General features: G+C 70.9%; 19 protein-coding genes. 14 read left to right on the forward strand and 5 right to left on the reverse strand.

Going from position 1 to position 22314, the window contains the following annotated elements; genetic code table 11:
* Nucleotides 1-24: 24 nt before the first annotated feature.
* Nucleotides 25-678: a TetR/AcrR family transcriptional regulator gene (locus LBW94_RS02170; protein ID WP_225056609.1), complete on the reverse strand. Its 654-nt coding sequence runs from the start codon at nucleotides 676-678 to the stop codon at nucleotides 25-27.
* 152 nt (nucleotides 679-830) lie between these two features.
* On the opposite strand from LBW94_RS02170, the gene LBW94_RS02175 reads away from it, so the two are divergent.
* Together LBW94_RS02175 and LBW94_RS02180 are read left to right on the forward strand one after the other, a co-directional pair.
* On the forward strand, nucleotides 831-1691 hold the full coding sequence (locus tag LBW94_RS02175) for an SDR family NAD(P)-dependent oxidoreductase (protein WP_225056607.1): 861 nt from the start codon (nucleotides 831-833) through the stop codon (nucleotides 1689-1691).
* Nucleotides 1688-2548, forward strand: coding sequence for an alpha/beta fold hydrolase (locus LBW94_RS02180; protein WP_225056606.1), 861 nt, complete (start codon nucleotides 1688-1690; stop codon nucleotides 2546-2548). The genes LBW94_RS02175 and LBW94_RS02180 overlap by 4 nt, the downstream gene beginning before the upstream one ends.
* On the opposite strand, the gene LBW94_RS02185 is transcribed toward LBW94_RS02180, so the two are convergent.
* The 3 genes from LBW94_RS02185 to sigK all read right to left on the reverse strand — a co-directional run bounded on the left by LBW94_RS02185 (nucleotide 2541) and on the right by sigK (nucleotide 5893).
* On the reverse strand, nucleotides 2541-4319 hold the full coding sequence (locus tag LBW94_RS02185; RefSeq protein WP_225056604.1) for a serine/threonine protein kinase PknE: 1779 nt from the start codon (nucleotides 4317-4319) through the stop codon (nucleotides 2541-2543). The genes LBW94_RS02180 and LBW94_RS02185 overlap by 8 nt on opposite strands.
* Before the next feature lie 195 nt (nucleotides 4320-4514).
* Nucleotides 4515-5246: an anti-sigma factor domain-containing protein gene (locus LBW94_RS02190; protein WP_225056602.1), complete on the reverse strand. Its 732-nt coding sequence runs from the start codon at nucleotides 5244-5246 to the stop codon at nucleotides 4515-4517.
* Nucleotides 5243-5893, reverse strand: coding sequence for an ECF RNA polymerase sigma factor SigK (gene sigK, locus LBW94_RS02195; protein ID WP_323137784.1), 651 nt, complete (start codon nucleotides 5891-5893; stop codon nucleotides 5243-5245). The genes LBW94_RS02190 and sigK overlap by 4 nt, the downstream gene beginning before the upstream one ends.
* A gap of 638 nt (nucleotides 5894-6531) precedes the next feature.
* On the opposite strand from sigK, the gene LBW94_RS02200 reads away from it, so the two are divergent.
* On the forward strand, nucleotides 6532-7185 hold the full coding sequence (locus tag LBW94_RS02200) for a TetR/AcrR family transcriptional regulator (protein WP_225056601.1): 654 nt from the start codon (nucleotides 6532-6534) through the stop codon (nucleotides 7183-7185).
* Nucleotides 7186-7411: 226 nt separating this feature from the next.
* Nucleotides 7412-9808: a RelA/SpoT family protein gene (locus tag LBW94_RS02205; RefSeq protein WP_225056600.1), complete on the forward strand. Its 2397-nt coding sequence runs from the start codon at nucleotides 7412-7414 to the stop codon at nucleotides 9806-9808.
* Between the two features lie 143 nt (nucleotides 9809-9951).
* Here the strand turns inward: LBW94_RS02205 and LBW94_RS02210 are convergent, their stop codons facing one another.
* Nucleotides 9952-10830 (reverse strand): DMT family transporter, encoded by an 879-nt coding sequence (locus LBW94_RS02210; RefSeq protein ID WP_225056599.1) that lies wholly within the window; start codon nucleotides 10828-10830, stop codon nucleotides 9952-9954.
* A gap of 910 nt (nucleotides 10831-11740) precedes the next feature.
* Here LBW94_RS02210 and LBW94_RS02215 point away from each other — a divergent pair.
* From LBW94_RS02215 to LBW94_RS02260, 10 genes are read left to right on the forward strand one after another with little or no spacing between them, the layout of a single operon-like run.
* Nucleotides 11741-12754, forward strand: coding sequence for a hypothetical protein (locus LBW94_RS02215; RefSeq protein ID WP_225056598.1), 1014 nt, complete (start codon nucleotides 11741-11743; stop codon nucleotides 12752-12754).
* A 16-nt stretch (nucleotides 12755-12770) separates the two neighbouring features.
* Nucleotides 12771-13637, forward strand: coding sequence for a MinD/ParA family ATP-binding protein (locus tag LBW94_RS02220; protein ID WP_225056597.1), 867 nt, complete (start codon nucleotides 12771-12773; stop codon nucleotides 13635-13637).
* Nucleotides 13634-14284 (forward strand): hypothetical protein, encoded by a 651-nt coding sequence (locus LBW94_RS02225; RefSeq protein WP_416276841.1) that lies wholly within the window; start codon nucleotides 13634-13636, stop codon nucleotides 14282-14284. The genes LBW94_RS02220 and LBW94_RS02225 overlap by 4 nt, the downstream gene beginning before the upstream one ends.
* Nucleotides 14281-14577: a hypothetical protein gene (locus LBW94_RS02230; RefSeq protein WP_019927091.1), complete on the forward strand. Its 297-nt coding sequence runs from the start codon at nucleotides 14281-14283 to the stop codon at nucleotides 14575-14577. Before LBW94_RS02225 ends, LBW94_RS02230 begins: the two co-directional genes overlap by 4 nt.
* A 14-nt stretch (nucleotides 14578-14591) precedes the next feature.
* Complete coding sequence (locus LBW94_RS02235) at nucleotides 14592-14837, forward strand: hypothetical protein (protein WP_323137785.1); 246 nt, start codon at nucleotides 14592-14594, stop codon at nucleotides 14835-14837.
* Nucleotides 14838-14856: 19 nt separating this feature from the next.
* Nucleotides 14857-15693 (forward strand): hypothetical protein, encoded by an 837-nt coding sequence (locus LBW94_RS02240; protein WP_225056595.1) that lies wholly within the window; start codon nucleotides 14857-14859, stop codon nucleotides 15691-15693.
* A gap of 11 nt (nucleotides 15694-15704) precedes the next feature.
* Nucleotides 15705-17195, forward strand: coding sequence for a hypothetical protein (locus LBW94_RS02245; RefSeq protein ID WP_225056691.1), 1491 nt, complete (start codon nucleotides 15705-15707; stop codon nucleotides 17193-17195).
* Nucleotides 17192-18682, forward strand: coding sequence for an SCO6880 family protein (locus tag LBW94_RS02250; protein ID WP_225056593.1), 1491 nt, complete (start codon nucleotides 17192-17194; stop codon nucleotides 18680-18682). Before LBW94_RS02245 ends, LBW94_RS02250 begins: the two co-directional genes overlap by 4 nt.
* Nucleotides 18683-18688: 6 nt before the next feature.
* A complete protein-coding gene (locus tag LBW94_RS02255; protein ID WP_225056592.1) occupies nucleotides 18689-21940 on the forward strand; it encodes a hypothetical protein in 3252 nt (1083 codons plus the stop codon).
* Entirely contained in the window at nucleotides 21937-22245 is a 309-nt protein-coding gene (locus tag LBW94_RS02260; RefSeq protein ID WP_225056590.1) for a transposase, read from the forward strand. The genes LBW94_RS02255 and LBW94_RS02260 overlap by 4 nt, the downstream gene beginning before the upstream one ends.
* The last annotated feature ends 69 nt before the right edge of the window (nucleotides 22246-22314 follow it).

A 22314-nucleotide genomic window follows, 5' to 3' on the forward strand; every position in this document is an offset into this window, starting at 1 on the left:
ATCGGCGACGGTGGTTGCCCGGTCTCAGTGTTGGTCGGTGTGTGCCACACCGTTCAGGACGACCCGGGCGCGCTCGCACAGGGTGCGGTGCAGCCACTCGGACGGATGATCACTCGCGCCCCAGCGGATGACGGCGTCCACGGTCACCGCGGTCAGCATCGCGGCTGTGTCCGCCGGGGCGATCGCCGCGCCGAGTTCGCCGCGCCGCGCGCCGTAGCGGGCCAGGGCCTCGAAGGCGTCACCGAGCCGGGGGCCGGCCAGGGTCACCTCGCCGGCGCGTGCCTTGGAGCCCAGGGCGCCGGCCCGCGCGGCCGCCCCGCGGGGAGCGCGCACGACCCGGTCGGCCATCGCCGTCACCACCTGATCGGTCAGTGTCCGCAAGGGCACGTCCGCCCGACTGCCGGTCTCGATCCGGTCGAGCATGGTGCGGGCCGTCGCCGAGGTCATCTCCAGCAGGATGTCCTCCTTGCCGGCGAAGTGGAAATAGAAGGTGCCCTTGCTGACTCCGGCGGCGCGCGCGATATCGGCCGCCGAACTGGTCTCGTAGGCGTGGTCGAAATCGCCCCCGGCCCACAGCCGGAGGGCGGCGCGGACCAGCGCCTGCCTGGTTTCCCGCGACCGGGTGTTGCCCAGCATGGCCCGCTGGCGCGGCTGGGCGGGAGGTCGGTCGGGCGGCATCGTGGCCATGATACGCAGTCCGGCGCGGGTGAAACGCGGTGCGCCACGGACGGTTCGGTGGGCGAATTCGGGCCGGGGGCTTCCCGTCACGGTGCGCCGCCGATACGATCCATTTGAACTCAGTTCAAATGGATGTGAGAGGTGTGATCGCCGTGCAACGACAATCGGAACTGGATCTGACCGGAAAAGTCGTGCTCATCACGGGTGCGAGCCGGGGGATCGGCCGGCAGGCGGCCCGCGGGTTCGCGCGCCGCGGCGCGAAACTGGTCCTGGCCGCGCGGACCGTGACTCCCGGTGGCGCACTGCCCGGCACGGTCGCGGAAACCCTGGCGCAGATCGAGGAACTCGGGGCGGAAGGGCTGGCCGTGCCGACCGATCTCGCCGACGAGGACGCGCTGGGCAGCCTCGTCGAGGCCGCCGTGCAGCGGTTCGGCGGGGTGGACGTCCTGGTCAACAATGCCGCCGCGACCGCCGGCGACTTCTGGTCCACGCGATTCCTGGATCTCACCCGGGCCGACTGGCTGTACCAGTTCGCGGTGAACGTGCACGCGCCGTTCACACTCATGCAGCTGGTGACGCCGATCATGGCGGCCCGGGGCGGGGGCCGCATCCTCAACGTCACCACCGGCAGCGGGGAGGTCTTCCGGCTGCCGGAGGAACCGCCGAAACTGGAGAAGGTCGGCGATTTCAGCCTCGCCGTGCCCGGCTACTACGCCAGCAAGCGGGCGCTCGATCGGCTCGGCAACGTCCTCGCTCCCGAACTCGCCCAGCTGAACATCGCCGTCATCGGCCTGATGCCCGGCCTGGTGGCGACCGAGATCGTCGAACTGCGGGCGCGGGAGTCCGGTCTCGACACCAGCGTCGCCGTGCCCATGACGGTTCCCGCCCGCATGCTGACCTATTTCGCGGCGTGCGCCGAGCCGATGGAGTACACCGGCCGATTGTTCTGGGCCCAGCGCGAACTGGAGGCGCTGGCCCTGGATCCCGACGACGCGTCCGCGGTCGGCGTGTGAAACCGGTGACCACCGCGGCGGCCGTCGGCGAGAATCACGATCGACGGCACGGCCGCGGCCACCCGGTCGCGGGGGTGGACGAGGAGACGGCGATGACCACCGCGAGCGACGGCACCTCCGGCGGCGAGGCGCGATCGGTCTTCGTCGACAATGCCGGTGTCCGGCTGCACGTCCTGGACAACGGGTGTGCCGGCGGCGCGCCGCCGGTGCTGGTGGTGCCCGGAATGGGGGAGTACGCCGGGGAATACGCGTGGCTGCTCGACCGGCTGGGCGAGCGCCGGGTGGTCGTCGCGGATCTGCGCGGACGCGGCGGCAGCGACACCCCGGAATCCGGATACACCTGGGCGGATCACATCGGCGATCTGCGTGCCGTCGTGACGGCGCTGGGGTTGCGGCGGCCTGTCCTGGTCGCCTTCTCCCGGGGTTCGTCGTATGCCCTCGGCTACGCGCTCGAATCGCCGGGCGCGGTGGCCGGACTGGTCGTCGGCGACTATCAGGCCCGCCACGTCGGGCTGCCCGCGGCCTTCGCGGATCAGCAGCTGGGCGCGCGGATCCGCGGGGTCGCCGTCGCCGAGCGTATGCCCGAGCACGCGGTGCGGCGGGTGGTGGCGGAGAGCCGGGAGGTACCGCTGTGGGATCGGCTGGCTGAATTGCGTTGCCCGGTGCTGGTTCTGCGTGGCGATCGGCCCAGCAGCATCGTCACCGACGAACTCGCGCAGCGGTGGCGCGCCGCGCTGCCGAGCGTCGACGTGGTGACGATCGCGGGCGCCGGGCACGATCTGTGGAGCCGTGACCCCGGCGCCTACCTCGCCGCACTGCTGCCCTTCCTGGACCGGCTCGGTCCGCCGGTCAGTTGAGCCGGGTGACCCAGTCGGATCGGCTGGTGTCGACCTTGACGGTGCCCTCGAAGACCGCCGGGGTGGAATAGCCGCCGGGCATCAGCTCGTCGAGCCGGTCCTCACCCTGGGCCGCGGTGGCCCGGGCCAGGTCCATCAGGCGGCCGGAGGTGATGCAGTCGGCGGTGGCGGCCGAGGCCCCGGCGCCGCGGGCCAGCTGGGCGAGGTCGGAGTCGCTGTGGTCGGTGCGCCCGTCCTCCGAGGGCTGGAAGTTCGGGGTGAACAGGCCCTGATAGGTCTTCAGATAGGCCACGGCGTCACCGGACTGGGCGACGCAGCGCGTGGCCGCGACCGCGCGGGTGGAATAGTTCCGGCTGGCCGACCGATCGTCGAGGAAATCCAGCAGGTGGAATCGGACGGCGAGCCTGCCGGAGTCGATACCGCTCTGGATGTCGGGGGAGAAGGTCGTCAGCAGTTTGCCGCACGGCGGGCAGATCGGTTCGTTGAACATGTCGATCGTGGTGGGCGCGTTGGGCGTTCCGATCCGGACCCCGTCGTCGAGCAACTGGATGCCCGCCGCGGGTGGGGTGGTGGGAGTGGTCGAGTCGATCGCCACCGGGGTGGGGCGGTCGCGGCCGAAATACACACCGGCCGCCACCCCGGCGGCGGCGAGCACCACCATCAGCAGGGCGATCACGATGGTGCGGGTGCGGGCCGGGCGCGGTGGCTGATACTGCGGATAGGTCTGTCCCGCCGCAGGATAGGTCTGTGCCGCGAGCGGATAGGTCTGGCCTGCGGGCGGATGCGTCTGTGCCGCGGGCGGATACGTCGGCGGCGGAGCGACCGGCGGGGCCGTCTGCGGCCGGTATCCCGGCGGCGACGCGTGCTGCACGATCGGCTGGGACCGCGACGGAAACCCGCCCGCCGGATAGGGATTCACCGTGGTCGGCCGCTGCGCCTCACCGAGTACGCGCTGCGCCGCCTCGGCCAGGGCGGTACAGGTCGGGAAGCGGTCGGCGGGTCGTTTGGCCAGGGCGGTCGCGATCACCGCGTCGAACCGCGCGGGCAGTCCGGGCCGGGTCAGCGAGGGCCGCGGCGGCGGCTCGTCGAGATGGGCGGCGATCAGCGCGCCCGCTCCCGAACGTGGGAACGGCGTACTGCCGGTGAGGAATTCGTACAGCGTGCAGCCGAGGGAGTAGACGTCGGAGCGATTGTCCACCGGCTCGCCCCGCAGTCGTTCCGGCGCGATATAGGCGAAGGTGGCGGTGGTCCCGGTCGTCGTCTCGGCCTCGTCGACGGCGCGGGCGATCCCGAAATCGGTGAGCACCGCCCGTTCCTGGCCGCGCTCGTCCTGTTCGACGAGGATGTTCGCGGGCTTCACGTCGCGATGCAGCACCCCGTGCTGGTGTGCATAGTCCAAACCGTAAGCGGCGCCGGTGATCAGCCGCACCGCGCGCGGCATCGGCAGCGGCCCGCGGGCCTGCGCCAGCAACTGGGACGTATCGCCGCCGGGAATGTATTTCATGGAGATCCACAGCGTGTCGGAGTCCGGGCCGCTGCGGTCGTAGACGGGCACGATATCGGGATGGTCCAGCCGGGCCGCCAGGGTGGCCTCGCGTTCGAACCGCGCCCGGGTCCGGCCGTCCTCGCCGACATTGGTATTGAGCACCTTCAGCGCGACCGACCGCTCCAGGCGCGGATGCCGCGCGAGATACACCACCCCCATGCCGCCGACGCCGAGCACGCGCTCGATGGTGTGACCGGCGAAAACCGATCCGGGCTCCAGTGGCATCCGCGTGACCCCTCGCCGTGCTCGCCAAGCTCAGCCCCAGCATACTGTCGGCTGCGGCAGGTGTCAGCAGGTCGGTTCGTTCCGGGCACGGTCCGGGCCGCGGCCCCGGCAGGCCTTCGGGAGTGCCGTGGGAGTGGCTGCCTGCGTGCGGGTTTCGACCCGGCCGGGGATACGCGCCGAGCGACCCCCGCTCCGTCAGGTGGCGGGGATGGTCACGATCGGGGTGGAGGTCGGCGCCGGTGAGCCGCCGTCCGGCTCCACGGTGACGGCCAGGGTGTCGGAGGTGCCGAAGGGGACGGCCACCGGTCCGGTGGGCAGGGCGTTCAGGACCACGGCCGATCGGGGTGCGCCGGTGGCCGGGACCAGCCAGATCTGGTAGCAGCGGCCGGGTTCCGGTGCGGGCACGCTGTCGAAGGTGAGCACCGCCGCCGCACGGGCGGCGGACGAGTGCAGTTCCAGGCGGCCCCCGATCGCGGTGTCCGCCGCGCGGATCAGGGCATCCGGTTCGGCGTCGATCGCGGCCGCGCCGGTCGTACCGCCGGAGCCCGGGTGGTACAGGTGCTGGATCGCGGTCGCGACACCGAGACCCGCACCCAGCGCGAGGACGATCACGGCGGCCGCCGCGACGAGCCGGGATCGCCGCCATCGCGCCGAGGCGGGCGTCGCCGCTCCCCGCAACATCCGGTCCAGGGCGCGCTGCACCCGATCCTCCAGATGGTCGGGCGGGGCTTGCGCGTCGACGGCGGTGAGTCCGGCGAGGGTGTCGCGCAGGGTGTACACGATGGCGTCGAATTCGGCGGCGATCAGCCGGTGCGCGCGGGCCCGCCGATGTTCGATGGCGGTGCGCTCGGCCGCGCCGACCGCGTCGAGGGCGTAAGGGTAGGCCAGATCCAGCAGGTCCACATCCGGCCGCCCGGGTGTGCTCATCGCAGGTCACTTCCTGTCAGGCAGGCCGACAGGCGTTTGAGCCCGTCGCGGATACGGGATTTCACAGTGGGCACGGGTGTGCCCAGATGTTCGGCCACCTCGCTGTAGGTCAGCCCGTCGTAGTAGGCCATGGTGATGGTGTCGCGCTGCCGGTCGGTCAGGGTATCCAGACAGCGCACCACCGCCTGCCGTTCGAGGGAGTGCTCGACTGTCTCGGCCACCACGTCGTGGTCCCGGACCAGATGCAGGCCCTGATAGACGGCATCGCGACCCGAGCTGGACAGGTCGGCCCGGATCCGGTCGACCGTGCGCCGATGGGTGAGCATCATCAGCCAGCCCATCGGACTGGACATGCGGCCGTCGTACCGACCGGCCAGCGACCATACCTGCAAGTACACCTCCTGCGAGATCTCCTCGGCCGTCGCTCGACTGCCGAGCATGCGCAATGCCAACCCGAACACCCGATGGCTGGTGCACCGGTAGAACTCGGTGAACGCGCCCCGATCACCGTCCGCGACCGCGGCGACGAGTGCGGCCAGCCGGGCCACCCCCGTCGTATCCGCTGTCACCGGTGCGACCGGACAGGACGAACCGGGCATCGAGGGCAGAGCCAGTGGGGGGAACGGCGAATCTTCGTATCCGGTCACGGGTGCACCTGCGTGATTCCTCCAGAGCTGTTCGGAACGGCGAATCTTCGCGACAGGCCCGCGGCCCCGCGGTCCGGGCACACCGTGACCCCGTGCGGCGGCGAGGGAAATCCTTGCATGCCACACGGACCACGACGGGTCCGTACGCAATGGGTTTCGTCCAGCCCCGGGCCATGGTTTGGTCGCGCGCGAAGATTTTTTTCCGGACCGGTCGCCGTCGCCGGGACCGGCCAGGCCGGGGGAGAACACGATCAGCGGATACGGCCCGTGCGTGCGATCGGGTGGGGCGTCACGGACGGCGGTGCCCTGGATACCGGCCGGGGTGACATACGGCGTCGCGCCGGTCTGCTCGGCGGGATACCAGGTGGTCAAGCGCATCCGGTAACCGTCGACGTCGGAGGACCGCACCCGCACCCCGACCGGATGGGGACCCAGCGGCGCGGCGGTGTGGATCGGGGCAGGCGGGGCTTGCAGCGGTGGCATCGCCGTGGCCGGGGCGACCGATCCGGAACATCAGTAATAGATGGTATATACAGTTCTGACGAAATATTCAGATTTGCCGATAGGGTGATTTCGTACAAACCGACCACGCGGCTAGCCTCGGATTCGTCGCGTCCACCGAGCAGAGGGGTCCGCGAATGGCCGCACCAGCCGGCAGCCAGCCCAACCGCCTGGAACGCCGCAAGGCCCGCACCCGGGCCGCGTTGATCGGTGCGGCCCAGTCGTTTCTGGCCGACGGCCGGCCCGATGCGCCCATCCTGGACATCACCCGCGCCGCCGATGTCGGCCTGGGCTCGTTCTACAACCACTTCACCGATCGGGAACAGCTGTTCCACGCCGCGGTGGTGTCGGCGCTGGACGGGCTGGGCGCGACATTCGACGTGCTGACGGGCGAATTGGACGATCCGGCCGAGGTGTTCGCCCGCAGTTTCCGGTTGCTGGGCCGGCTGCACCGGCGCGAGCCGATCCTGAGCAAGGTGCTGCTGAACAACTGGGCCACCACGCCGATCGTCGACGAGAAGGGCCTGGTCCCCCGCGTCCGCCGCGACCTCGCCGCGGGCGTGGCGGCGGGCCGATTCGCCGTGGGCGACATCGAATTGACGCTCGCGCTGATCACCGGGGCCGCCATCTGCCTGGGCCGGCTGCTGCACGACGACCCGGATCGCGACGACGCCGACTCGGTGGATCGGATGACCGAGGATCTGTTGCGCACGCTGGGCCTGCCCGCCGCCGACGCCCGGGAACTCAGCCGCCGGCCGCTACCGCCACCGGACATCTCGCTACCCGGCTGACCGGACGCGCTCGCGTCGCGCCGAAACCTCCGGGCGGCCGGTCGATTCGGTCCGGCGCCGGGCTGATCCCGCCGGGGCGACATGCCCGCGAACTCCCGGTGACCATCCGGAGAACCTCGGGTCGTGGCGCGGTCCCCCGGTTGTCGGCGGGCGGGACTAAAGTTGTGGTCTGAGCAGTTGGACCGGTCGGATAGGGTGGTCCGATCGAGGCGGGAGAGGTGGTGGCATGACTGCGCATCTGGAGAAGGCGAATGCCGGGCAATCGACCGGTAGCGACGCCTCTCACGCGGCCGCCCCCGCCTCCGACGTGAGCACGCCCACGCCTCGGAACATGCCGATGCGCCAGCCCGGTAGTCCGGCCGCCGTGCCGACCTCCGCCTCGCGGCGGGTGCGCGCCCGGCTGGCCCGCCGGATGACCGGTCAGCGGGGTATCGCCGCGGTGAAGCCGGTGCTGGAGCCGCTGGCCACTGTCCATCGCGAGCTGTACCCGAAGGCCAATCTGCAACTGTTGCAGCGCGCTTTCGACGTGGCCGACGAGCGGCACGCTCACCAATTCCGCAAATCGGGCGATCCGTACATCACCCATCCGCTGGCGGTGGCGAACATCCTCGCCGAGCTGGGGATGGACACCACCACCCTGGTCGCGGCCCTGCTGCACGACACGGTCGAGGACACCGGCTACTCCCTGGAGGAGTTGACCGCGGAGTTCGGCCAGGAGGTCGCCCACCTGGTCGACGGCGTCACCAAGCTGGACAAGGTCAACCTGGGTTCCGCCGCCGAGGCCGAGACCATCCGCAAGATGATCATCGCCATGGCCCGCGATCCGCGGGTGCTGGTCATCAAGGTCGCCGACCGGCTGCACAACATGCGCACCATGCGCTTCCTGCCGCCGGAGAAGCAGGCCAAGAAGGCCCGCGAGACGCTGGAAGTCATTGCGCCGCTGGCACATCGGCTCGGAATGGCGACCGTCAAGTGGGAGCTGGAGGATCTGGCGTTCGCCATCCTGCATCCGAAGAAGTACGACGAGATCGTGCGCCTGGTGGCCGACCGCGCGCCCTCGCGCGACACCTACCTGGCCCGGGTGCGCGCCGAGATCGTCAGCACGTTGCAGGCCAGCCGGATCACCGCGGTGGTCGAGGGTCGCCCGAAGCACTACTGGTCGATCTACCAGAAGATGATCGTCAAGGGTAAGGACTTCGACGACATCCACGACCTGGTCGGCATCCGGATCCTGTGCGACGAGGTGCGCGACTGCTATGCCGCGGTCGGCGTGGTGCACTCGCTGTGGCAGCCGATGGCGGGCCGGTTCAAGGACTACATCGCTCAGCCCCGGTACGGCGTCTACCAGTCGCTGCACACCACGGTGGTCGGCCCGGACGGTAAGCCGCTGGAGGTGCAGATCCGCACTCAGGAGATGCACCGCACCGCCGAGTTCGGCATCGCCGCGCACTGGCGCTACAAGGAGACCAAGGGCAAGCATTCCGGCGATATCGCCGAGGTCGACGACATGGCCTGGATGCGGCAGTTGCTGGACTGGCAGCGGGAGGCCGCGGACCCGGCGGAGTTCCTGGAGTCGCTGCGTTTCGACCTGAAGTCGCCGGAGATCTTCGTGTTCACCCCGAAGGGCGATGTGATCACGCTGCCGCAGAAGTCGACGCCGGTCGATTTCGCGTACGCGGTGCACACCGAGGTCGGGCACAAGTGCATCGGCGCCCGGGTCAACGGCCGCTTGGTGGCGCTGGAACGGCAGCTGGAGAACGGTGAGGTCGTCGAGATCTTCACCTCGAAGGCGCAGAACGCCGGTCCCAGCCGCGACTGGCAGAACTTCGTGGTGTCGCCGCGGGCGAAGGCGAAGATCCGGCAGTGGTTCGCCAAGGAGCGCCGCGAGGAGGCGCTGGAGGCCGGTAAGGACGCGATCAGCAAGGAGGTGCGCCGCACCGGCCTGCCGCTGCATCGCCTGATGGGCGTCGACGCGATGAACGCGCTGGCCACCGAGCTGCACTACACCGACATCTCGGCGCTGTACGCCGCGGTCGGCGAGAACCAGGTGTCCGCGCACCACGTCGTGCAGCGGCTGGTCACCCAGCTCGGCGGCGTCGGCGATGTGGAGAACGAGCTCGCCGAGCGCAGCACGCCCTCCACCCTGCCCTCGCGGCAACGCACCCTCGGCGACGCCGGCGTGGAGGTGCCGGGCGCGCCCGGCACGGTCGCCAAGCTGGCCAAGTGCTGCACCCCGGTCCCCGGCGACGAGATCATGGGCTTCGTCACCCGCGGCGGCGCGGTCAGCGTGCATCGCACCGACTGCACCAACGCCGACTCGCTCCAGTCCCAGGCCGAGCGGATCATCGAGGTGAAGTGGGCGCCGTCGCCGTCGTCGGTGTTCCTGGTCGCGATCCAGATCGAGGCGCTCGACCGCACCCGCCTGCTGTCCGATGTCACCAAGGTGCTCGCCGACGAGCGCGTCAACATCCTGTCGGCCTCGGTCATGACCTCCGGCGACCGGGTCGCGATCAGCAAGTTCACCTTCGAGATGGGCGACCCGAAACACCTGGGCCACCTGCTGAACGTGGTGCGCAACGTGGAGGGCGTCTACGACGTCTACCGCGTCACCTCCGCGGCCTGAACCCCTGGTTCCACCGCGCCGAGGAGCCGGGCGTCATGCTGGGGCACCCGAACACGATCGTTGCGCGGGTTCTCCCGCGCGACGCCGTGGTACAGATCGTGCCGGGCGGAACCCGCGGTCACGCAGGAGCACCGGCGCGCGGATCAGCCGACGCCGGCCGGGCTCTCGGCAGGTTCCTGGGTCCGGGCCTGTTCCTGGGAAAGCCGTACCGCCTCCACACACATCACCAGCACGGCCAGCAGCACGAAGGCGGTACCGAGCGGTCCGCTGCGCAGGCGCTCCGCCAGGACGGTCAGGCCGATGACCGCCGCACCCAGCGGTTCGGCGACGGTGAAGGCCGGGAACGAGGCCGCCAGCGGGCCGACCTGATAGCCACGCTGCTGGAGGTACAGACCGCTCACGCCGGTGATCACCACGGCATACAGCTGCCAGCAGGACAGCACGGCGGGCAGGCCGTGGCCGAACTGCTGGGTGACGTACTCGGTGAGCGCCGAGGACAGCCCGAACAGCAGCCCCGCCGCGGCGCCCAGCAGCAGCGCCTGCAACGCGGGCACGCGGGAGACGGTCGCCACCGTCACGGCGATCGCGACCACCACGAGCATCACGGCCAGGGGCAGCACCCAGTGCCGCCACGACACCGACGAGACGCCCTCGGTGGGATCGCCGACCACCAGGAACACCGCGAGCGCCACCGACAGCGCCGCGGCCTGCACCCACATCATCACCGTCACCCGGCGGCCGCTGTAGTGCGCCGCCAGCGGCAGCGCGAACACCAGCGCTGTCACCAGGATGGGCTGGACCACCAGCACCGAGCCGAACGCCAGCGCCGCGACCTGGAACGCGAACCCGCCCGCGTCGCCGATCAGCCCGGCCCACCAGCGCGGGCTGCGGATCAGCCGGGCCAGCAGCGCCTCACCCTCGGGCACGTCGGCCGCCGCCCGCTGCTGCGCCACCGCGGCGACGGCGAACAGCAGCGCTCCGGCGAACGCGCAGACGACGGCGATAATCGGTCGATCGTTCACCCGGCCAGTCTGCCGGGTGCCGTCTACGGCCGCCGCAGCTACCCCGTCGTCACCCGGCCGTGACAGTCGGGGCCGAACCGTGGGAGGGCTGATGCCGGGCCGCGCCGGCGCCATCGGCCTGCTCGGGACGTCGCCGAGCAGAGGGGGAAGTGTCCTCGCGGGCAGGGTTACCGGGCCGGGGATCGGCGGTGCGGAGCGGGCGAATCGGGCACCGGCCGGTGGTGGTGTCCGGGCGGGGTGGCGGGTGGGTTGCGCCTCGGCTGTGTGAGGTGTCGTCACGGGACGGGTATGACAGCGGTGCGATCGGGTTCCGAGTGCGTGTCCACTGAGTTGTGTTCGCTCCGAACGGATTACCGTCCGTTATTCGCCGACTGTTAGCTGATGTCGCGAAAACTGCTGTGTCACGCCAAGTTTCCCTGTTTCGGTCCCGTGACACGCGCTCGTATGCCTGCGACGGAGGCTCTATTCTGTTACGGTCTATGGCGTTTCGGGGCGTGCGCGACAACCGCGACAACTCGAACCACCGAACGATTGCGCCAACGGGTCGCCGCGGTTTCCGGCCCTCCGAACTGTTGAACACAACTGGTGAAGGGGGTCCGGCATGCTGGCCACGCGCGCGCACAGCAACACGCCGACCGCACCGGTGCAAATTGCCGTGTGTCGGCACGGTGGTGATGTCGCGCACCCGGTCTGTGGAAACTCCGTTCTATCCCTCGGCGCGTCGTGTTCGCCGAACCTCTCGGGTCCTGGACAATTTCCATTCGGGAGAGGTCTCGGCGCCGCCGTCGGTGGTGAGCCGAAGCCGAGGCCCGCCGGTTCCGCCGACAACCACTACCCGATCTCCACGAACTGATCGCCGAGAGGGTCCGACGATGCCGTACGACGTACCCGGTTTCGCGGGAGTGGGGGAATGTTGAAGTCGTACAAAGATCTGCGGCGCTGGTACCCGGCCATGGAGCCGCCCAGTGCGGCACCCCGCGCGTCGGCGCGGGCCCAGCGGGCCGTCGAATCCGTTCCGGTGGTCGACGACGGCGCGCCGCGCTTCCCGCACTACATCCGCGATACCGAACCCGAGCCGTTCAACATTCCGTTTCCCGACCAGACCGGTGCCCGGCGCAGTGAATTCACCGGCGGATGGGCGGACTGGGTGGTCGATCCCCGCGCCGCGGACGACCGGCCGCACGCGGACCTGCTGCCGTTGCGGCGCAACGAGCCCGACGATGACGACGATGCCGACGACACGGATGTGATCGACGCCGCCGAGGCGTCGGCGCGGGCCGATGGCGAGGCCGTCCGCCGCACCTCCGGCGTCCGGCGCCGGCGCGGCGCCCGTGGTCGGCGCGAGGGTCCCGGCGCGGCGACCGCACCCCGTACCCTGCGCGACCACGCCCGCCCGAAACGGCCGCGATACCTCGTCGCCGGAACGGTAGCCATCGTGTTGCTAGGTGCCGTGGGCGGGGCCGGCGCCTATCTGCTCCAGTCCGGCCGGATCCTCCCGCGCTCGTCCGGTCCGGCCGTGCCCTCGGTCCGGCTCACCGCCGCGGGCGATGCCGCCGGCGACTGCCCCACCGAGCAGCGCCCGACCATGATGCGCGGTACCGAACCCGGTGGCACCGACACCGGGTTCGACGCGATCATGTGGTTCCAGCACTCCTACTACGTCGAGCGCTCGGCCGCCCGGGCCTGGCAGGTCGTGGCGCCGGACGCCACGGTCTCGCCGGCCGCGGTGATCCAGCGCGGCATCGATTCCGTTCCGGTCGGCACCGGTTACTGCGTGTGGGTGGTGACCCTGGACCCCGGCCGGTATTCGGTGCAGGTGACCGAACGCCGGCCCGGCGCCGCCCCGACCACGTACGACAAGCAGACGGTCAGCACCACGGTCGTCGACGGCCGCACCCTGATCACGGGAATCGCGGCCGGGTAAGAGGAGAGCTGGGACCATGGCAGAGGACTGGAGCCAATGGCTCGACGAGACACCGGAATCCGGTGAGCGGGAACGGCGGACGGGTGCGAAGGCCCCGGTGGTGCGCCTGCGCGGCCGCGACGACGCGGACGGTGCGGCGCTGCCGCGGCCGATCCTGGTGGTCGGTGGCTGCGGCGGTGCGGGCACCACGACGACGGCGCTGGGGATCGCCGGCGAGCTGGGCGCCACGGGGGAGCAGACGGTCGCCGTGGACGCGACGGGCGCGGGCAGCGACCTGGCGCTGCGCGGCGCCGACGAGCAGTTGAACCCGATCAGCCTGCAGGCCTGGCTCTACGGCCGCGGCGACGACGAGCCGGCCCCGCTCAAGGAGTGCCTGTCGCGCGCCACCTCCGGCATCGGCCTGCTGTGGCGCGACTCCGCCCCGCTGCGCCGCCGCGCCACCTACCTCACCGTCGCCCGCGCGATCGCCGAGGCCGGGTGCACCGCGGTGTACGACGGCGGCAGTCCGATCACCGCCCGGCAGCTGCGGCCGCTGCTGGAGGACGCGGATATCGCTCTGGTACTGGCGATTCCGGCGCGCGTCGACGCGGCGAACCGGTTGCGCGTCACGCTGGAATGGCTCGACGACGAATTCGGCGGCCACACCGAGGGGCAGGGCGGCGGCATCGTCGGCGACACCACGATCGTCGTCTCGCATCAGGCGCCGGGCCCGGAATCGCCGGTCGCGGAACATTTGCGGGAACATCTCACCGGCTGGGTGCGCGATATCCGTGAGATTCCCTGGGATCCGCATCTGGCCCGCGGGGAACTGGTGCGGCACAATGCACTCGCGGCCGGCACGCGGAGGGCGTATCGCATGTTGCTGGCCGGGGTGGCATCATGACCGCGATCATGAATGACCGACGCTCCTCCGAATCCCCGCCTGTGGCAGGCGTTGTCGCGCCGCCCGAGAATCGGCGCGCCCCGACGTGGGATCGGCCGGTGCCGGGAGCCGGTCGCGCACCGCTGGTCTGGTTGCTGGGTGTCCATGGCGGCGCCGGAACCAGTACTCTCGCACATGTGCTCGCGCCCGCGGCGGATTCGCATCGCCGCTGGCCGGGAGTGTTCGACCGCGAATCCCCCTTCGTGGTGCTGGTGGCCCGCGAGACCATCGTCGGGCTGACCCGCGCTCACGACCTGTTGCGCCAGCACCATGCCGGGCTGGCCGGACCGAGCGAGGTGTTGGGCCTGATCACCGTCGCTGCCCGCCCGGGCCGGCTGCCCGCGGAGATCCGTCGCTACCGCGACGTGGTCGCCTCGCTGGCCGGCCATGTCTGGCAGGTGCCCTGGTACGAGGAGTGGACCCTGGTCGAGCCGGATCAGTTACCGGTCTGGTCTCCCAGTGATCCTCCGCCGCAACAGAAGAAGCGCAAGTTGGATCCGCTGGAGGAGGTCCCGCACGACGTGGACACCCTCGGCACCGAACTCGTTGCCCTTATCCGGGAAAAAGTAAACGCCAGTTCGCATTTCGATGAAGAGGACATCCCATGAGTACCATCCTGGCCGCCGTGCACGAAACGTACGGCGTTGTGCTCGCCCAGGTCGGGAATCCGACGCCGGAAGCGCCGCCCGCCTCGGACAAACTGCTGAAACTGGTGCGTTACTTCACGTGGTTCGTGCTCTTGTCGGGTGTGCTGGGCATCACCTACGCCGGAGGTAAGTTCGCGTGGGAGAAGTGGACCGGTGGTGGTCTGGAGTCGCCGAAGATGGTGGCGGGAGCGATGATCGGGGGCATCGTGGCGACAAGTGCGGGCACGATCATGAACGCGGTGATCGGATCCTGAGGGCCGGGGGGATCGTGTTTGCCTACAAGCCGATGCCGACGGAGGTCATCGCGCCCATCATGCAGCTGATCGACTGGCTGCTGTGGTGCGTGCTGTTGCTGTGCCTGGCCTGGCTCATCATCTCGGCGGGCCGGTTGTGGTCGGCGTTCCGGGACGACATGGCGATCAACAACGCCACCCACGGCATCCTCATGAGCTTGCTCGGGGCGATCGTGGCGAGTTCGGCGAGCGCCATCGCATTGGCCTTCCTGCCGCAGTGACCCGGATCGGAGACACGACATGAGCGAGAAGGGCGCGGGCCGCGCGAAGGTCGACGACGAAGACCGCGGCATCTCCTTCGGCGTCATCGCGTCCGCCGCGATCATCGCGCTGATCGTGATCGTCGGTGTGTTCATGTGGGTCGGGCACGGCGGCTCGGGCCCGAAGCACGCCGAGTCGGCGCCGACACCGGTGGCCGGCAGCGGTGCGACCGGCTTCGCCGATCCGCAGGTCGACCTGTTCGGCCGGCGGGTGGATGTGCCGAACAATCCGGACGGCCAACCGCTGCCGCAGGATTCGGGCGTGCACAAGCCCACGGACGCGGACTGGCTGACCGCGGCCCCGGCGGGGACGACGGACCCCCGTGGCTGGCAACGGGTGTACGGCGCGACGGTGCCGTTCTCCACCAGCGACGGTCCCCTGCGGATCGACAACGGTCTGGCGGTGGGGTATTCGCACACCCCGCAGGGGGCCGTGCTGGCCGCCGCGCAGATCACCTACCGCTTCAACGCGCGCCCGGCGGATCGGGACCTGTATGTCACGCAGGTGCGGGCGTCGGCGCAGCAGATCGCCGCGTACGACAAGGCCCGCGCCGACGGCAAGCTGCCCGACCAGCAACCGGAGCGGGTGACGCGATATCTGGTGGCGCCGGACGCCTTCCAGATCGAGAACTACGCCGACGACATGGCCATCGTGCGGCTGGCCGCGCGCGGGCCGGTCAACGACGGCAAGCAATTGTGGGCGGCCATCCGGCTGGTCATGGTCTGGGACGGCGGTGACTGGCGGCTCAAGCCCACCGAATCCCGCAGTGCGCAGACGGAATACGTGGATTCCCTGGCTGGGTGGACCAAATGGTGAGAGGGGCGACCATGTTGAGGCGCATCATGACGATCCTGGCGGTGGTCTTCACCGTCATGGTCGCGACGCCTACGGTGGCTTACGGACAGACCTACGGATTCGACCAGACGTGCAACGAATTACACGACACCCTGGACGGAATCGGCGTACCCGGCGTCACTCTCGGTGACGCGGCGTCCGCGGCCTGTAAGGCGGGCAACGCCGCCACCCACCCCGGCGACGCCGCGGTGGCCGTGCGCGACAAGGCGTGGGACTCCACCTTCGGCAAGGTGGTCGACTCGCTGATGAGCGGCCTCGGGCAGGCGCTGATCCTGGGCCTGACATTCTGGATGAAGGTGCCCAACGAGCGAATAAGCGACGCGGGCAACCTCTTCCGGAAGATCAACGACTACACGTACCAGGCACAGATCCTGCTGTTGATAGTCTCGGTGATCCTCACCGGCGGCAGACTCGCGGAGGCCAGACGCGGCGCCGCCCTCAGCGAGGCGGCGGAATCGTTCCGGATGTTCGCCCGCGTGGTGTTCAGCTCCTGGATGCTCGGCGCGGTGGTGGTGGCCGGTACCCAGGCGTCGGATCGCTTCTCCTCCTGGATCATCGAGGACGCCACCAACGGCAACGCCAAGGACATCGCCGAGTTGATGGTGAAAACGTCCAAGTTGCAGGCGTTCTCACCCGGCCTGGTGCTGATCATCGCGATCGTCGGCCTGCTCGGGGCGCTGGCGCAGATCATCCTGGCGATCGTCCGGCAGGGCCTGCTGGTGGTGGCCGCGGGGGTGCTGCCGCTGGCGGCCGCCGCGGGCGGCACCAGTACCGGCAGGCAGGCGTATCCCAAGCTGATCGGCTGGATCATCGCGTTCATGCTGTGGAAACCGGTGGCCGCGATCGTGTACATGATCGCCTTCGTCACCGTCGGCTACACCGATCAGAGCAATCCGACCTCGGGTATCCCGGACGCCGATCAGGCGCAGCGGATGCTGGTGGCGCTGGTGCTGCTGGGCAGCGTCGCGTTCGTGCTGCCGGCGCTGATGCGGCTGGTGACACCGGCGGTGGCGATCGTCGGCAGCGGTGGCTCCGGCCTCAACGCCACCGGCGGCCTGCTGCTGGGCGCCGCCGCACTGGGTGCGGTGGGCACCAAGGCCGTCGGCATCCGCGCCGCGGCGGCGGTCGGCCAGCCGGGTTACGTGGGCGGTCGTGGTGGCGGTCCCCGGCCGCCGGGTGGCGCGGCCGGTCCGCGCGGTGGTGGTGGCGGCGGTCCGCGGCCGCCGGGCGTTCCGCCCCGCGGGCCCGCCGGGGGTGGCGCCGCGGGAGCCGCGCGTCCTGCCGGGGCCGCGGCGCCGAGCGCAGTAGCATCCGGCGCATCCCGGGCGATGACCCGGATCACCAATACCGCCCGCGCCGCCGGTGCCGCCGTGCACCGCGCCGACGCCGCGGCGGGCGACGTCGCCGGCGACCGCTGGGCGAACCGCGCACCCGACCTCGGTAGGAGCACCATTCCGCGATGACGATGACCGACGGGTACGAGCACCGCTCGTACGGTTTGTGGCAGAAGCCCCGCAGCGCAGGCCTTTTCGGTCTGCGGTGGGGGGAGACGGTCCTCGGTTTCGTCGTGGTGATCTCGGCTCTGCTGACCGCGCTGGTGGCCGGTCCCAAGCCCGCGTTCTTCGTGGCGGGCATCGGCGCGGTCGTGATGGTTCCACTGGTATGGCGGACCGGGGGCCGCTCCGGCTACGAGACGGGATTGATGATGTTCCATTGGTTGCGCGGGCGCAGCAACGGCGAGCACGTCTATCGGGGCGGCCGGTTCTCGCGGATTCCCGGTGGTGTGGCCCGGCTGCCCGGACTGATGGCGCCGTCGAAGCTGTACGAGGGCATCGACGCCGGCGGTTACAGCTTCGGGATGATCCACCTGCCACAGTTCGCCCAGTACACGGTGGTGCTGCGGGCGTGGCCGCAGGGCCACGAGGCGGTGGACCAGCCGGTGATCGACCGCTGGGTCTCCGCGTGGGGCACCTTCCTGGCCTCGCTCGGGCAGACCTCGGACATCATCGCGGTGGTGCCGGTGATCGATACCGTCCCGGAGACGGGCAACCGGTTGCTCACCGAGGTCTCGACCATCACCCATCCGGACGCGCCCGCGCTGGCCCAGCAGGTGATGTACGAACTGGCCACCGAATTGCCGCAGGAGCGGGTGCAATTGCTGCCGCGGGTGGCGATCACGTTCAAGGCGACCACCGCCGAGCGCCGCAAGAATCCGGCCGAGGAGGCCGTGGAGATCGGCCGCCGGCTGCCCGGTATCTGCGCCGCGCTGGCCGAGGCCGGTGTGCGCGCGCAGCCGATGTCGGCCGACGAGGTGATCGCCTTCATCCGCCGCAGTTACGATCCCGCCGCGCAGGCCGACCTGGAGGTGGCCGTCGGCGAGCCCGGCGGGCACGGGCTGGACTGGGCCGACGCCGGGCCGATCTCGCACGAGGAACGCTGGGACCACTTCCTGCACGACGGCGGCCGCTCGGTCACCTGGGAGATGGACATGGCGCCGGAGGGCGCGGTGGACGAGCGGGTGCTGCAACGACTGCTGGCGCCCAATCCCGAGGTGCCGCGCAAGCGGATCGCCATCGTGTACCGGCCGCATTCGGCCGCCGACGCCGCCGAGATCGTCGACGACGACTACAAGAACGCGCTGGTGGCCCAGCAGAGTGAACGCGGCGTCGTCTCCGCCGCCGCCACCCTGCGCGTCGGCGCCACCCAGCAGGCTCGTGAGGAGCAGGCGCGCGGGCACGGCGTCACCCGGTTCGGCGTGCTGGTGACCATCACCGAACCGTTGCGCGGCGATCTGCCGCGCGTCGAGGCGATCACGCGCGACCTGTCGACCCAGGCGCGCCTGCGGATCCGGCGATGCTACCGCTACCAGGCGGCCGCCTTCGCGGCCTCGCTCGGGTGCGGGGTGATCCTGCCGGAACACGCCACAATTCCCAAGGCATTGGCGGGGTGATCGACCATGGCAGGTGAGTTCGGCGAGCCGCCGGTCCGGTACCGCGGCCGACCCCCGCGCTACGGGGACCGGATCGTGGACCCGGAGAATCCGCTGCCACCGCGGCGCACACCGCCGCGGGAGGGCGAGGACGGCTGGGCGATCGAGTCGTACACCCCCGGTGAGCCGCGCGCCGGACAACCCGCTGACTGGGACGACGCCCCGGTACGCCCGGTGCGCCGAGGCCCGGCGCCGGTCGGCCTCGCCGGCGAACCCGCCACGCCCGGAGCCGGTTTCGCGGAGGTGGGTGACCCGGCGCTGCCCACGCACCGCCGCCCGGCCGATCCCACGGCGATGGACGCCGCACCGCGCTCGCGCGGCCGTGCCCCGGTCGAATCCGGCCGTGCCGCAGTGGAACCCGGCCGCACTGCACTCGAGCCCGGCCGCGCCGCGGCCGACCCGGGTCGTGCCCCGCTCGAGTCCGGCCGTGCCGCGCTCGAGTTCGGTCGTGCCCCGCTCGAGTCCGGCCGTGCCGCGGGAGAATCCGGCCGTGATGCACCCCAGTCCGGCCGCGGCGCCATGGAATCCGGCCGTGCCGCCGCCGAACTCGACCGTGGCGCCCTGGAGTCCGGTCGTGGTGCGGTGGAGTCCGGCCGCGCTGCCCCCGAATCCGGTCGCGGCGTGGTCGAACCCGGTACTGCCGAACGCGGCCAGGACCGCGACATGTCGGGCGCCGCAGGCGATTCCGACACCACTCGCCGCCGCCTGCGTGCGCGTCGCGAGGACCTCGCCCCCGCTGCGGGCGCCGAAATCTCCACCCGCTCATCGGGAGCCGCAATGTCCTCGCGCTCAACAGGTTCCGAGCCGCCCGCCGACGGCCCCCGCACCGGCCAGCGTCGCCGCGGACTCGAGGAACTGGCCGAGCGCCAGCCGGTGCGCCGCCCGGGACACGCCGGTAGCGGCGATGCTCCGCAGTCCGGCGGCCCGGCCGGCGTACCCCGCTCGGGCGGTCCGGACGCTCCACACCGCAGTGACGCCACCGGCACCTCCTCTCGGGACGGCTCGCCGGACGCTCCGCACCGCACCGATGGCCTGGATGGTTTGCGTCATGGCGCGAGCACGGATGATTCGCACCGCAGCGGTGGTCCGGATGGTTCGCATCGTGGCGCAGGCGCGGACGGCTCGCACCGTGGCGGTGTCCCGGACGCACCGCGCCGCGGCTCCGGTCAGGAGGGGGCGGCCCGGCGTCCGGCCGGAGATCCGCGCCGGTCCGGGGGACGCGGTGAGCCGGGGGCGACCGGGCGCACGGCGGGCAGCCGCGCGCAGACCGGCCGCGACGGTGGAGCGCGTGGCCAGCGGCGGCCCTACGGTGAGCTCGACCCCGGCCGCAACGGCCGGAATGCGCTGGGCCGCAACACACTTCCGCCCACCGGGCAACCGCCCCGGCTGGACGGCCGGGCGGCCCGCGCCGCCGCCACGCCGCCGCCGGGTGAGCGGCCCGCGAAGCGCAAGGCCGCTAAGCAGAAGAAGCAGGGCCCGCCGCTGCTGGACGATCTGCGCCGCGCCCAGCTGGAGGCGGTGGCCCGCGAACGCAGCGGGTTGCGCGCCGCCTGGGCCGCGTTCCGGATCCGCACCGACGACCTGCGGCGGGCCAATGCCATCGCCCGCACCGAGGCGGTCGTGCAGGACCGGTTCGACCGGGACACCCAGCAACTCACCGATCGCGGCTACGCCGGCGAGGGCGGTGGCCGGATGAACGTGATCGGCCGCCCGGTCGAGTACCGCGCCACCACCGCCCAGGTCGCGGGCCTGTGGCCGTGGTCGGTCGGCGCCGGTGCGCCGCTGATCGGCACCCCGCTCGGCTCGCATCTGCACACCGGCGCGCCGGTCTGCTTCGACCCGATGAACTGGTTCATGCGCGGCAGCTTCATCACCGCGCCGAGCCTGTTCGTGCTGGGGCTCAACGGTTTCGGCAAATCGTCGCTGGTGCGCCGGATCGTGCTCGGCGGTGTGGCGCAGGGCATCACGCCGCTGATCCTCGCCGACGTCAAGCCGGACTACCGGCGCCTGGTGGAGATGGTCGGCGGCCAGGTCATCGACCTCGGTTACGGGCACGGCAAGGTGAATCCGCTGGCGGCGGGCGTGCTCGGCTCGATCGTGCCGCTGCTGGACGACCTGCCCGCACTGCAACTCCAGGTGATGCAGGAGTTGCGCGCCCGGCAGGTCACCCTGATCGCGGGCCTGGTCGAACTGGTCCGCGGCGCCCGGGTGGCCGATTTCGAGGAGACGCTGATCTCGACCGCGCTGCGCATCCTCTACCGCGAGGGCAGCGATTTCGCCCCGGACCGCCCGCCGATCATGGACAACCTGCTGGACGTGATCGTCGACGGCGGCGACGAGCTGATGCTCGATGCCGGCGCCGATAATCCGGACGAATACCAGGAGGCCATCAAGGGTCTGCGGCGGTCGCTGCGCGCGCTCACCCAGGGCCCGTTCGGCGCGGTGTTCAACGGCCAGACCACCACACCGATCGACACCTCGTCGGTCGCGGTGTGCATCGACGTGTCGCACATCCCCAACGGCGACAAGAAGCTCAAGGCCGCCGTGATGCTGGCCTGCTGGGCCGACGGTTTCGCCTCGGTGGAGGCCGCGCACGTTCTCGCGGACGCGGGGATGGGCCCGCAGCGCTACTTCCAGGTCGTGATGGACGAGCTGTGGCAGGTGCTCGGCCTCGGCGACTTCATGGTCGACCGCGTCGACGAGCTGACCCGTCTGCAACGTGCCATCGCCACCTCGCTGATCATGATCAGCCACACCATCAAGGACCTCCAGGCCCTCGGTTCGGAGGCCGCGATCGCGAAGGCGCTGGGCTTCCTGGAACGTGCGCGCGCGAAGATCTTCGGCGCGCTGCCGCCGGAGGAGATCAAGCGGCTGGATTCGACGGTGCCGTTCACCTCCGCCGAGGAGGAGATGGTCACGGGATGGTCGGCGCCGCAGGCGCTCACGGGCGAGGCGCTCAAACCGGGCCAGGCCCGCCCGCCGGCGCCGGGCACCGGCAAATTCCTCCTGAAGGTCGGCGAGGACCGCCGGCCGGGCATCCCGTTCCACATGGAATTCACGCCGTCCGAACAGGACAGCGGCATCCACGAGACGAATCAGCGGTTCAGTGAATTCGGTGCGGGCCCGGACGAGAACGGCGCCTACGGTTATCCGCCCGAGGCGGCGACGGAGTTCATCGACGAGGACGGCACCGGCGGGGACGAAGGGCACGTCGCATGATGCCGCACAGATCGTATCGAAGAGTCTCGCCGCGGGTCAGAGAGGCCGCGGTCGAACAGGTGCTGGCGCTCACCGGCACGCTGCGCAGCGAATCGGAGGCGTGCCGGGTGGTGGCCGAACAGATCGGCGTGCATACCAATTCGGTGCGCAACTGGGTCCGGGCCGCGCAGGAACCGGGCCTGGATCGGATGGATGCCGTCGCGTTACGCCGCAAGGTGGCGCTGTTACAGCAGCAACTGGCCGCCGCGGCCGAGATGAACCGCACCCTCGTCGAATCCCTCAACGAAGCCGAACACCACACATGACCCGTGCCACCCGCACCGCGGCCGGACCGGCCGCCCGCCGCGCGGGGATCCGCCGCGCCGCCCCGCCGG

The organism is Nocardia sp. alder85J (assembly GCF_020176955.2).
Lineage (GTDB): Bacteria > Actinomycetota > Actinomycetes > Mycobacteriales > Mycobacteriaceae > Nocardia.